Source organism: Intrasporangium sp., from assembly GCF_040414665.1.
Taxonomy (GTDB): domain Bacteria; phylum Actinomycetota; class Actinomycetes; order Actinomycetales; family Dermatophilaceae; genus Intrasporangium.
In genome coordinates this window covers 20,916-32,811 of record NZ_JBEDUL010000037.1, presented here as the reverse complement: position 1 = coordinate 32,811, position 11,896 = coordinate 20,916, and the positions used below count along the sequence as shown (strand labels likewise).

The following is an 11,896-nucleotide window of genomic DNA, read 5'->3' as shown; positions in this document are numbered from 1 at the left end:
GTGAACGTGCCCAACGTCCAGGAGTGCTTCGAGGCCACCAAGGACAGCGGCCTCTACGGCTTGATCAACCTGTTCTCCGGTGGGGCCCTGCTCCAGCTGACCGTGTTCGCGCTGGGGATCATGCCCTACATCACGGCGAGCATCATCCTGCAGCTGCTGACGGTCGTGATCCCGCGGCTGGAGCTGCTCAAGAAGGAAGGGCAGTCCGGGCAGGCGAAGATCACGCAGTACACCCGCTACCTGACCCTGGGCCTCGCGGTGCTGCAGTCCTCGGCCTTCGTGGCCCTCGCCCGGTCGGGTCAGCTCTTCTCCGGCCTGTGCCCGAACACGCCGGTTATCCCGCAGACGGGCCTGCCCAACTGGCTGACCCTGGTGACGCTCGTCATCACGATGACCGCCGGTACAGGCGTCGTCATGTGGCTCGGCGAGCTGGTCACCGACCGTGGCGTGGGCAACGGCATGTCGGTGCTCATCTTCACCACCGTCATCTCGCAGATGGCGGGCTACATGGTGGACGTCTACGACTCCAAGCACATCGTGGTGCTGCTGGTGGTGGCGGTGGTCGCCATCGCCATCGTGGCCTTCGTGGTGTTCATGGAACAGGCCCAGCGCCGTATCCCGGTGCAGTATGCGAAACGCATGGTGGGCCGCAAGATGTACGGCGGCACATCCACCTACATCCCGCTCAAGGTGAACCAGGCCGGTGTCATCCCGGTCATCTTCGCCTCGTCGCTGCTCTACATCCCCCAGCTGATGTCCTCCCTGTTCGGGAACCAGAACCACCCACAGGGCTGGTACACCTGGGTGAACACCTACCTGGTGCGCGGGGACTCGCCGATCTACATGCTGACGTTCTTCGCGCTCATCATCTTTTTCACGTACTTCTACGTGGCGATCACCTTCAACCCGACCGAGGTCGCCGACAACATGAAGAAGTACGGCGGCTTCATCCCAGGTATCCGGGCCGGGCGACCCACGGCTGAGTACCTCAACTACGTCATCACCCGAATCACCGTGCCGGGTGCCTTGTACCTCGCGATCGTCTCGCTCATCCCGCTCATCGCCATCGCGGCGATCGGCGCGGACCAGAACTTCCCCTTCGGTGGAACCTCGATCCTGATCATCGTCGGTGTCGGACTGGAGACGGTCAAGCAGATCGAGGCGCAGCTGCAGCAGCGCCACTACGAAGGGTTCCTCCGGTAATGACCCAGATGCGACTGATCATCCTCGGCCCCCCCGGTGCGGGTAAGGGAACGCAGGCCACGCGGATCGCCGAGCGCTTGGCGATCCCCGCGATCTCGACCGGCGACATCTTCCGCACCAACATCAAGGAGCAGACCGAGCTCGGTCAGCGCGTCGAGTCCATCCTCTCCTCGGGCGGCTACGTGCCCGACGAGGTCACCAACGAGATCGTCGAGGACCGGCTCTCCTGGCCGGATGCCGAGCGCGGCTTCCTGCTCGATGGCTACCCACGCACGGCCGGGCAGGTCGACGCCCTCGACGCGATGCTGGCCCGCCAGGGGCACGCGCTCGATGCGGTCCTCGAGCTGACTGTCGACGAGGACGCCGTCGTCGAGCGCCTGCTCAAACGCGCCGAGATCGAGGGTCGCTCCGACGACAGCGAGGACGTCATCCGCGAGCGGCAGGCCATCTACCGCCGCGAGACCGCGCCGCTCGCCAAGCACTATGCCGACGCCGGCCTGCTCGTCCAGGTCGACGGGATGGGCGACATGGACGAGGTCACCGACCGGATCCTGACCGCGCTGCCGGCGCGAGCAAGCGACTGAGCAGGACAGCGTGTTCGGCCGCCGCAAGCTCCAAGGGCGCACCCACGACCAACTCCTCCTCATGCGCGAGGCGGGGCTGCTCGTGGGTCGCACCCTGGAGATGCTCGAAGGGCGCATCGTCCCCGGGGTGACCACGGCGGAGCTGGACCGGCTGGCAGAGGATTTCATCCGCAGCCACGGCGGCATCCCGAACTTCCAGCTCGTGCCCGGCTACTCGCACACGCTCTGCACGAGCGTCAACGACGAGGTGGTCCATGGGATCCCGGGCAGCCGCGTGCTCGAGGCCGGCGATGTGCTGTCGGTCGACTGCGGTGCCGAGGTGAACGGCTGGAACGGCGACGCGGCGATCTCCGTCGTCGTCGGCGGCCGTGAGGCCGCCCGACCCGAGGATCTGGCACTCATCGCCGCGACCCAGGCGAGCCTCTACGCAGGGATCGCCGCGATGCGCGTCGGCGGCCGCCTCTATGCGGTCGGCGATGCCGTCGAGGCGAGCATCGACGCGGCGTCCGAGCGCGACGGTCGCAGCTATGGCATCGTCGACGAGTACGTCGGCCATGGCATCGGCACCGAGATGCACATGGATCCGCAGATCCCGAACTACGCGGTCGCGGAGTCCGGGCCCAAGCTGCCGGCTGGCTTCACCGGGGCGATCGAGCCGATGGTGACCCTCGGCGGCACAGCGACGAAGGTGCTCGCGGATGACTGGACCGTCGTGACGGCGGACGGCACCCGTGCCTGTCACTGGGAGCACTCGGTCGCGGTCCTTCCCGAGGGCCTGTGGATCCTCACCGCCATCGATGGCGGCCAGGCCGCGCTGGAAGCCAGCGGAGCGGCATACGCCCCCGTCGCCTGACGCCACCTCGCGCCGACGTCAGGGTTGTCGCGTAACGTCGCCGGCGTGAGCCTTCCCCGAAGCACTCCCAGCGCACAAGGCGTCGACGCCCAGGGGATCGTCGCCTTCCTCGAGGCGGTGCACGAGCGCGGGATCGAGCTGCACAGCTTCATGCTCGCGCGTCATGGACACGTCGTGGCAGAGGGCTGGTGGCGGCCGTATGCCGCTGAGCGCGCTCAGCTCGTCTACTCCGTCTCCAAGTCGCTGACGTCCACTGCCGTCGGCTTCCTCGTGCAGGAGGGTGTCCTCTCGCTCGACGACCCGGTGCTCGACCACCTCCCGCACGTCACGCCCGCCCGGCTGCACCCGAACTGGGCGCGGGTGACGGTGCGTCACTGCCTGACCATGACCGTCGGCCACGAGACCGACGCGTGGGACCCCGCCTTCGTCGGGGTGGGCGCCGACGTGCTGAGCTCCGGCACCGACTGGCTGCCCATCGTCCTCGCCACGACGCCCGAGCACGATCCGGGCACGACGTTCGCGTACAACCAGGTGGCCACCTACCTGCTCTCCCGGGCCGTCCACGGCGCGACCGGCCGGGGGCTCGTCGACATCCTGCGCCCCCGGCTGCTGGAGCCCCTGGGCATCGACGAGCTGCCCTGGCAGTGCGACCCGATGGGCCACGAGCTGGGGTTCACGGGAGCGCACCTGACGACCGAGGCCCTTCTTGCCGTCACCCAGCTCTGGCTCGACCGGGGGTCCTGGCACCGCCGGCAGCTCCTTGCGCCGGAGTGGTTCGACGAGGCGAGCAGACCGTTCGGCCCACCCAACCGCGACCCTGCCGGTCACGCCGACTCGGTCCTCGGCTACGGCTACTCGTTCTGGACCTCCCGCCACGGCTATCGGGCGGACGGGGCGTTCGGACAGTTCGGGCTGGTCCTGCCCGAGCAGGATGCTGTGGTCGCCATCACCGCGGAGTCCGGGCCGACGCAGGAGGTCCTCGACGCATTCTGGGAGACGGCCTTCCCCGCCATCGGTGCTCCGGGGTCGCGTCAGGCGGACGCCGTCCTCACGGAGCGGCTGGCCGGCCTCGCCCTTCCTCCCAGATCCGGCGGCGCCCGCGGAACGGAGGTGGCGGAGTTCCGGCGAGGTGACGATCCACGCGAACTGGGACTGCCGCCCACGTACACCGACGTCTCTGTCCGACGCGATTCGCCAGGACACGTGCTCCGCCTCCAGCGTGCCGGCGCCTGGCTCGAGGTGCGGGTCGGTGACGGCGAGTGGGTCGAGTCCGTCCTCGAGGCCGCGGACCTGCGGCTGCCTGTCATGTCGAGCGGCGGGTGGGTCACCGGTGACGAGTTCGTCGCCGAGGTCCTCGTCATCGAGACCCCGCATCGCTTTCGGGTCGACGCCCAGCTCGCCGCGGGGGAGGCGACGCTGACGTGGCGCACCCGCCCGCTGTCCGGCTCCGACCCGTTCTCCCTCGCGGTTCGCTCCACTTGATGAGATCCAGTTTTCGCAATTCGGACACTTGAACAGCGGCGGTCGTTGGGGGACACAATCGAGGACGGAGCAGCCACAGAGCAGCCACAGAGCAGGAGACCCCGATGAGCACCCTCGACCCTCACCTCCAGGACATCTATGACGTCGTGCTGCGGCGGAACCCGGGCGAGGATGAGTTCCACCAAGCCGTCTTCGAGGTCTTCGAGTCCCTCGACCCAGTCGTGAAGAAGCACCCGGAGTTCGCCGACTCGAAGGTGCTCGAGCGGCTGTGCGAGCCGGAGCGCCAGATCATCTTCCGGGTGCCGTGGGTCAACGACGGCGGCGAGATCGAGATCAACCGGGGCTTCCGCGTCGAGTTCAGCTCGATCCTCGGGCCCTACAAGGGCGGCCTGCGCTTCCATCCCAGCGTCAACCTCGGGATCATCAAGTTCCTCGGCTTCGAGCAGATCTTCAAGAACGCCCTGACCGGCATGCCCATCGGCGGCGGCAAGGGCGGCAGCGACTTCGACCCCAAAGGTCGCAGCGACCGCGAGATCATGGCCTTCTGCCAGTCCTTCATGACCGAGCTGTATCGGCACATCGGTGAGCACACCGACGTCCCGGCCGGCGACATCGGTGTCGGCGGGCGCGAGATCGGCTATCTCTTCGGCCAGTACAAGCGGATCACCAACCGCTATGAGTCCGGCGTGCTCACGGGCAAGGGCCTCGGCTGGGGCGGTTCCCTCGTCCGCAAGGAGGCGACCGGCTACGGCACGGTCTTCTTCGTCAACGAGATGCTCAAGAGCCGCGGCGACTCCTTCGACGGCAAGCGGCTCGTCGTCTCAGGGTCCGGAAACGTCGCGGTCTATGCCATCGAGAAGGCACAGCAGCTCGGCGCCACCGTCATCGCCTGCTCCGACTCGGGCGGCTACGTCGTCGACCGGGCGGGCATCGACCTTGAGCTGCTCAAGGAGCTCAAGGAGGTCCGCCGCGAGCGGATCAGCCTCTACGCGGCCCAGCGGCCCTCGGCCAGCTACGTCACCGACGGCAGCATCTGGGACGTCGAGTGCGACATCGCGCTGCCCTGCGCGACGCAGAACGAGCTCGACGAGGACGCGGCCATCCAGCTGGTCAAGAACGGGGTCTGCGCCGTCGCCGAGGGCGCCAACATGCCGACGACCCCGGGTGCGACCCGGGTCTTCGGCGATGCGGGCGTGCTCTTCGCGCCGGGCAAGGCTGCGAACGCCGGTGGTGTGGCCACGTCCGCCCTCGAGATGCAGCAGAACGCCTCTCGCGACTCCTGGAGCCACGAGTACACCGAGGAGCGTCTCGCCGGCATCATGGCCGGGATCCACGAGCGCTGCGCCGCGGCCGCAGACGAGTACGGTGCGCCGGGCAACTATGTCGTCGGAGCGAACACCTCGTCATTCGTCCAGCTCGCGGAGGCGGTCCTGGCGCTCGGCGTCATCTGATCAGCAACGGGCCGCAGCCCGCCCGCCCCGATGGAGCTCGGGCAGTTCTTCGGCAACCCTCAGCATGCGCGCGTAGGCTGGGCTGTCGCGTGTGCCGTCGGTGCACGCCGCGGAACCCGGATCGAGAGGGGTGTCCATGGCCGACGAGCGTCTGAACGCCGAGGAGCCGACCAGCGCCATGCCGCAGACTGTGGTGCGGCCGGAAAGCCCGACCGTGCCCGAGGGTCCCGCCCACAGCCCGTGGCCCGCGCTCTGGGCCATGGTGCTCGGCTTCTTCATGATCCTCGTCGACTCGACGATCGTGGCGGTCGCGACGCCGGCGATCATGGTCGCGCTCGACGCCGACGTCAACGGCGTGGTCTGGGTGACGAGCGCCTACCTGCTCGCCTACGCGGTACCCCTGCTCATCACCGGACGCCTCGGCGATCGGTACGGCCCGAGGCGCCTCTACCTGGTCGGCCTGGCCGTGTTCACGCTCGCGTCGCTGTGGTGCGGGCTGACCGTCACCATCGGGGCGCTCATCGTGGCCCGGGTCGTCCAGGGGCTCGGCGCCTCGATGTTGACGCCGCAGACCATGGCCGTCATCACCCGTACCTTCCCGGCCGCATCGCGCGGCCAGGCGATGGCTCTCTGGGGCGCCACCGCTGGAGTCGCGATTCTCGTCGGCCCCATTCTCGGAGGCGTGCTGACCGACGGCCCCGGCTGGGAGTGGATCTTCTTCGTCAACGTGCCCGTCGGGATCATCGGGCTCATCCTCGCGATCCGGCTCGTGCCCCGGCTGGAGACGCATTCGCACAGCTTCGACTGGCTCGGGGTGGCGCTGTCGGCCATCGGCATGTTCCTGCTCGTCTTCGGGGTGCAGGAGGGGGAGAGCTACGACTGGGGGACGATCGCGGGTCCGATCTCCATCGCGTCCCTCATCATCGCCGGCCTGGTCGTCCTCGGAATCTTCGTCTGGTGGCAGAGCCGCAACGAGCGCGAGCCGCTCCTGCCCCTCGGGCTGTTCCGGGACCGCAACTTCTCGCTGGCGAACGCGGGCATCTCTGCCGTCGGCTGCGCCTTCACCGCCATGGCCTTCCCGCTCATGCTCTACGCCCAGGCGGTGCACGGGCTGTCGCCGACCCAGGCGGCCCTGCTCCTCGCACCGATGGCCGTCATCTCGGGAGCCCTCGCACCCGTCGCGGGGCGGCTCACCGACCGACTCCATCCGCGCTGGCTGACCAGCTTCGGTGTCCTGACCAGCTCGGCCTCGCTGTTCTGGCTCGCCTCGATCATGGCGCCGGAGACGAAGACGTGGCAGTTGCTCCTCCCGATGGCCCTGATGGGCATCGGCAGCCCGTTCCTCTGGGCACCGCTCGGCGCCACCGCGACGCGAAACCTGCCGATGGCCGCCGCGGGCGCAGGGTCCGGCGTGTACAACACGACCCGTCAGGTGGGCGCCGTCCTCGGCAGCGCCGGCATCGCGGTCATCATGGAGGCGCGTCTGAGCACCAACCTGCCTGGCATGCCCACTGGCGGTGGAGCGATCCAGCAGGCCGGTGGAACGATGCCGCCCGCGATTGCGGACGGGTTCGCGGCGGCCATGGCGGAGTCGATGCTCCTGCCGGCCTGCGTGCTGCTCGCTGGGGTCTTCGCCGTCATCTTCTTCGAGCGCCCGGGGCATCAGACCGCCTGAGAGCATGGTGGCATGGGAACGGTCACCGACTACCTGGACGGCATCGACGACGCGGCCCGTCGCGCCGAGCTCAGGCGCCTCGTCGACACTGCTCGACGCATCGTTCCGGACGCGGAGGAGGGGATGGGCTACGGCATGCCGGCGCTGCGGTACCGGGGCAAACCGCTCCTCGCCGTGGTGTCCGCCGCGAAGCACCTGTCGCTGTTCCCCTTCAGCGGCAGCATCGTCGAGGTGCTGGCCGACGATCTGGACGGCTACTCCGTGAGCAAGGGCACGATCCGGTTCGACGTCGACCGGCCCCTGCCCGACTCGGTTGTCGAGAAGGTCGTCCGGATGCGCGTCGACGAGATCGAGGGCCGCGCCTGACAGCCACCCGCCCCCACCTCCGCAACACGCCCGGCTCCTCGGAACTCACCGTGTGGCTACAGGGGTCCGTTCCACGTTACCGGGCGTGTTGCGGGGGTGGATGGGGCCGTGGATCGCGAAGGGGCGACCGGTGACGTGGGCCCAGTAGCGGTCGCCGAAGGACCAGTGCCACCACTCCGTCGGGTAGTTGACCAAGCCCGCCTCGCCCAGGACGGTCGCCAGCACGGACCGGTTGTGGCGGGCCTCGGACGAGATCGCCGCGGAGTCGAAATAGCACGCACCCCCGCTCTGCTCAGGCGTCGCGTCGATTGCGGTGCCGAGGTCGAGAGGCCCATCCGGGCCCACCAGCGTCACGTCCACGGCGGCGCCGGACACATGGGGCCCTACAGATGGTGGGGCAACGAAACGGCTTGTCAGAGCAGCGATCTCATCATCGGACAGGTCAGGGTGGGCAGTGGCGAGCCGCCGCCGGTACGCGTCGTGGATGGCGATCTGCGCGCCGAGGAGGCGAAGGCCCTCGACGACGAGCAGGCGTACACCGTGCGGGAGGCACGCATCCGCGGCCACCAGCCGCTCGGCCACGGTCTCGCGGGCCTCGACGTGCGGGAGGCGCGGGAGGACGCGCGCGGAGGGGAGCGAGCTCAGCGGCATACGGCCGAGGTTGTCACTCGCCCCGAGCGGGAGGGGAGGCGCCGTCGGGACGACGCGAAGGCCGTGGTCGCGCAGGTCCACCAGCCGGGAGCCGTCATCGACGACGCCGAGGTCGCGGATCAGCGGATCAGCGAGCAGCGGCGGCACGGGCTCCGGCCTCCCTCATGGCGGTGTTCAGCAGCGTCGCGACAAGGTCGTCGTAGCAGAGGCCAGCCGCCGCCCACATCCGCGGGAACTGCGACTGCGCGGTGAAGCCGGGGAAGGTGTTGACCTCGTTGAGGACCGGACCGTCGGCGGTCACGAAGAAGTCGACGCGGGCCAGCCCGGAGCAGCCGAGGGTGCGGAACGCGGTGACGGCGAGGCCCTGGAGATCGCGAGTCAGGTGATCGGCGAGGGGCGCCGGGATGGTGAAGCGGGTGGCGTCGCTGTCGTACTTGGCGGCCTCCGTGAAGAAGGGCTCCGTGGGATCGCTGTCGATGAGCAGCGTCGGTCCGCACCGGAGCGTGCCGTCGGGCAGCTCGAGGACCGGCACGTCCACCTCGAGGCCCACGACCTCCGCCTCGACGAGGACGGCGTCGTCTCCCGCGGCGACGAGGGCGTCACGGAGGTCGGCTCGGTCGGTGACGCGCGTCACTCCGATGCTGGAGCCGCCGTGGGCCGGCTTGACGAACATCGGCAGGTGGATGCCGGCGTGGGACAGCTCGAGCAGGAGCGCGCTTCTTTCCCGCTCGCTGGTGATGGCCGCCAGGACGCGCTCCCTACCGATGGTGATGCCGGGGGCGACGGCGACGCCGGCCCGTTCCACGAGAGCCTTGGTCAGGCCCTTGTCGAGGCACACGGCGCTCGAGCGCACCCCGCTGCCGACGTAGGGCAGGCCGAGCATCTCCAGCAGCCCCTGGACGGTGCCGTCCTCACCGCCGACTCCATGGAGAGCAGGGACGACAACGTCGCAGGTCAGCAGGGTTGTGAGCGCGTGGATCCGGCCGGTCCCAGCCGGTGTGTGCCATTCGCCGGCCCGGTCGACGAGGATCGGGATGGGGTCGTGCCCGAGGCGGTGGAGGGCCTCGATGACGCCCTGCCCGCTCGCGAGGGACACGTCATGTTCCGTGCTCGTGCCGCCATGGACGACTGCGACCCTCATGCTGCTGCCCCCTCAGTCGACGGCTCGCCCGTGACCTGCCGAACATGGCGTCGGGGAACACGCTGCCCGATTCCGGTGTAGATCTCGTGCTCGTTGGTGTCGGTCCAGCGCGCCCAGTCCCGGGCGGTGGGTTCGCCCAGGACGCCCGGGCCGAAAACGACGACGGGGTCCCCGACGGCGACTGGCTCAGGCCCGACGTCGACGACGACCTGGTCCATCGACACCTCGCCGATGAGGGGGGCTCGTCGGTCCCGGACCCAGACCTCGGCGCGGCCGGCGGCGGCGCGCGGTATCCCGTCGGCGTAGCCGATCGGCACGAGCGCGAGGTGGGTGTCGCGGGTCGTGCGCTGGGCATGGTTGTAGCCGACGCCCCGGCCCGCCGCGACCCGGCGCACCTGGACGACTCTGGTGCGGAGGGTCAGCGCCGGTCGGAGGCCCTCCCCGATGCCGAACAGTCCCGCACCGACGCGGACGAGGTCGTGCCTCGTGAGTGCCGGGTTCGACTGGACTGCAGCGGTGTTCGCCAGGTGCGTGACGGTCGGGTGCAGGCCCGCACCGCGAGCGATGGCGACTCCGGCGCCGAACATGAGCAGCTGGCGGTGCGTGGCGATCGCGCCGGGCTGACCCCCGTGTGACAGGTGGGACCAGATCCCGACGACGCGAACGATGCCGGCCCGCTCCAGCTCGGCGCTCGAGCGGGCCAGGCGGGCCCAGTCCTCGCCCGGGCAGCCGCTGCGGTGCATCCCGGTGTCGAGCTTGAGGTGGATGTGGGCGGGTTGCGGCCCGTGCGACCGGGCCACCGCTGCCAGGTCGGCCGCGCTGCTCACCGACAGGTCGATGGTGTGGGCTCGGGCCAGGTCAGCACTCGCCGGGTCGTACAGCCAGGCGAGCATCGGGGCCGTGATGCCGGCCCGTCGAAGCTCGACGCCCTCGCCGATCCTCGTGACGCCGAGCCAGCTCGCCCCGGCGGCGAGGCAGCTGCGCGCGACCGGGACAGCACCGTGGCCAAACGCATCGGCCTTGACGACGGCCATGAGCGGCACCCCGGCCTGTGCGACGAGAGTGCGCACGTTGTCCTGAATCGCTGAGTGGTCGACGACGGCCTCGGCCAGGCCATCGCCAACGCCAAGGCCGAAATCCCCTGTCCCTGTGGTCATCTCGAGTGTGGAGGTCACATCCGCGACGCTATGAGGCAGCGGCGGCTCACCACATCGCCCCGTGGGCCGATCCGTGCCTCCTCCCACAGGTGGACGCGCCGCTCTGACTGGGCAACACGCCCGGCTCCTCGAAAGTCACCGCGTGGCAACACTGGTGAGTTCATGGGAGCCGGGCGTGTTGCGGTTGTCCACAACCGGGTGACGGCGTCGTGGCCGTCCACAGTCCAGCGATTGGCCTGCCCACGTCATGCCGTATGCCGCTGAGTCTCCTCCCATGGACACACGACTTCAGGCTCTGGCCGGCTCCCTCGGCGGGGCGTTCTCGGCGCTGCAGGCCTACGCCGTCGGGGTCTCTGATGCGGAGCTGCTGGCGGCAACCCGTTCTCGTGACGTGGTACGCGTCAGGAGGGGCGCCTTCGTCAGTGGTGCCCTGTGGTTCGCTGCCGATGACGACGAGCGGTTTCGCCTCCGGGTCATCGCCATCGCGAGGAGCCGGCCCGGGGATGCGCTGAGCCACCACGCGGCGCTCGCGGTTCACGGGCTCGCGCTGTTTGGCCACGACCCAGCGCGCATCGACCTCATCACGAGAAGCCGACGCGGATCATCGCGGAACGGTCTGCACCTGCATCCGTCTGCAGGATGCGACGTCATCAGCGTCGACGGCGTGCCGACGGTGTCGATCGCCCGGGCAGTCGTCCGTGCCGCCCTCACGATGGGGGTCGAGTGTGCAGTTGTGGCGGGTGACGCCGCGCTCAACTCGAAACGGGTGACGCTGGACGAGCTCCTTGCCGAGGTGGCCCGGCTGTCGCCGCACGAGGGTCGCGTCCGTGCCCACGAATGCGTGCTCCGGATGGACGGGAAGGCCCAGTCCCCGGGCGAGTCCCGCACGCGGCTCATCGTGCAGGATCTCGGTCTCGAGTACGACAGCCAGGTCGAGCTGCGCGATGGCGCAGGTCAGCTCGTGGGTATCGTCGACCTGCTCGTCGAGGGCGTAGCGGTGGAGTTCGACGGACGGTTGAAGTACCGGGCCGACCAGGCCGACCCCGATGATCCCGACGCGGTGGGGCGGATTGTCTGGGCCGAGAAGCGGCGCGAGGACGACATCCGGCGCCAGGGCCATCCGGTCGAGCGGGTCGTGTGGTCCGAGCTCGACCGGCCGGGGCTGATCGGGAAGCGGATCCGCGACGCGAGACGGCTCGTCACCGCCCGCCCTCGTGGCGTCCCCGAGCGGTGGTCCGCCGGACCCACCCCCGCCTGACCCACCCCGCCTGACCCCGCAACACGCCCGGCTCCTCGAAACTCACCGTGTGGCAACACTGGTGAGTTCATGGGA

At 69.5% G+C, this 11,896-nt stretch carries 11 protein-coding genes; 8 read left to right on the top strand and 3 right to left on the bottom strand.

Annotated features, from left to right (window positions below; translation table 11 throughout):
* From secY to ABF401_RS04565, 7 genes are all read left to right on the top strand, one after another.
* The coding region (gene secY, locus ABF401_RS04595) for a preprotein translocase subunit SecY (RefSeq protein ID WP_353508355.1) at positions 1-1,203 on the top strand (1,203 nt) is incomplete at its 5' end.
* An 8-nt stretch (positions 1,204-1,211) separates the two neighbouring features.
* On the top strand, positions 1,212-1,787 hold the full coding sequence (locus ABF401_RS04590; RefSeq protein ID WP_353508354.1) for an adenylate kinase: 576 nt from the start codon (positions 1,212-1,214) through the stop codon (positions 1,785-1,787).
* Between the two features lie 10 nt (positions 1,788-1,797).
* A complete protein-coding gene (gene map / locus ABF401_RS04585) occupies positions 1,798-2,640 on the top strand; it encodes a type I methionyl aminopeptidase (RefSeq protein WP_353508353.1) in 843 nt (280 codons plus the stop codon).
* A 45-nt stretch (positions 2,641-2,685) separates the two neighbouring features.
* On the top strand, positions 2,686-4,122 hold the full coding sequence (locus ABF401_RS04580) for a serine hydrolase domain-containing protein (RefSeq protein ID WP_353508352.1): 1,437 nt from the start codon (positions 2,686-2,688) through the stop codon (positions 4,120-4,122).
* Positions 4,123-4,226: 104 nt separating this feature from the next.
* Complete coding sequence (gene gdhA / locus ABF401_RS04575) at positions 4,227-5,573, top strand: NADP-specific glutamate dehydrogenase (RefSeq protein ID WP_353508351.1); 1,347 nt, start codon at positions 4,227-4,229, stop codon at positions 5,571-5,573.
* A 178-nt stretch (positions 5,574-5,751) separates the two neighbouring features.
* Complete coding sequence (locus tag ABF401_RS04570) at positions 5,752-7,248, top strand: DHA2 family efflux MFS transporter permease subunit (RefSeq protein ID WP_353508357.1); 1,497 nt, start codon at positions 5,752-5,754, stop codon at positions 7,246-7,248.
* A 12-nt stretch (positions 7,249-7,260) separates the two neighbouring features.
* The gene (locus ABF401_RS04565) at positions 7,261-7,614 is read left to right on the top strand and encodes an iron chaperone (RefSeq protein ID WP_353508350.1); all 354 of its coding nucleotides are present in this window, start codon (positions 7,261-7,263) and stop codon (positions 7,612-7,614) included.
* A gap of 45 nt (positions 7,615-7,659) precedes the next feature.
* Here the strand turns inward: ABF401_RS04565 and ABF401_RS04560 are convergent, their stop codons facing one another.
* From ABF401_RS04560 to alr, 3 genes are read right to left on the bottom strand one after another with little or no spacing between them, the layout of a single operon-like run.
* On the bottom strand, positions 7,660-8,412 hold the full coding sequence (locus tag ABF401_RS04560) for a M15 family metallopeptidase (RefSeq protein WP_353508349.1): 753 nt from the start codon (positions 8,410-8,412) through the stop codon (positions 7,660-7,662).
* A complete protein-coding gene (locus tag ABF401_RS04555) occupies positions 8,393-9,406 on the bottom strand; it encodes a D-alanine--D-alanine ligase family protein (protein WP_353508348.1) in 1,014 nt (337 codons plus the stop codon). Before ABF401_RS04555 ends, ABF401_RS04560 begins: the two co-directional genes overlap by 20 nt.
* Entirely contained in the window at positions 9,403-10,581 is a 1,179-nt protein-coding gene (gene alr, locus ABF401_RS04550) for an alanine racemase (RefSeq protein ID WP_353508347.1), read from the bottom strand. The genes ABF401_RS04555 and alr overlap by 4 nt, the downstream gene beginning before the upstream one ends.
* A gap of 256 nt (positions 10,582-10,837) precedes the next feature.
* Between alr and ABF401_RS04545 the strand changes: the two genes are divergently transcribed.
* Positions 10,838-11,821: a hypothetical protein gene (locus tag ABF401_RS04545; protein WP_353508346.1), complete on the top strand. Its 984-nt coding sequence runs from the start codon at positions 10,838-10,840 to the stop codon at positions 11,819-11,821.
* The last annotated feature ends 75 nt before the right edge of the window (positions 11,822-11,896 follow it).

Bases quoted from the DNA above. Each gene is read 5' to 3' on its own strand.
- ABF401_RS04590 (WP_353508354.1), top strand. From the start codon at position 1,212: ATGCGACTGATCATCCTCGGCCCCCCCGGTGCGGGTAAGGGAACGCAG.
- gdhA (WP_353508351.1), top strand. From the start codon at position 4,227: ATGAGCACCCTCGACCCTCACCTCCAGGACATCTATGACGTCGTGCTG.
- ABF401_RS04570 (WP_353508357.1), top strand. From the start codon at position 5,752: ATGCCGCAGACTGTGGTGCGGCCGGAAAGCCCGACCGTGCCCGAGGGT.
- ABF401_RS04565 (WP_353508350.1), top strand. From the start codon at position 7,261: ATGGGAACGGTCACCGACTACCTGGACGGCATCGACGACGCGGCCCGT.
- ABF401_RS04555 (WP_353508348.1), bottom strand. From the start codon at position 9,406: ATGAGGGTCGCAGTCGTCCATGGCGGCACGAGCACGGAACATGACGTG.
- ABF401_RS04545 (WP_353508346.1), top strand. From the start codon at position 10,838: ATGGACACACGACTTCAGGCTCTGGCCGGCTCCCTCGGCGGGGCGTTC.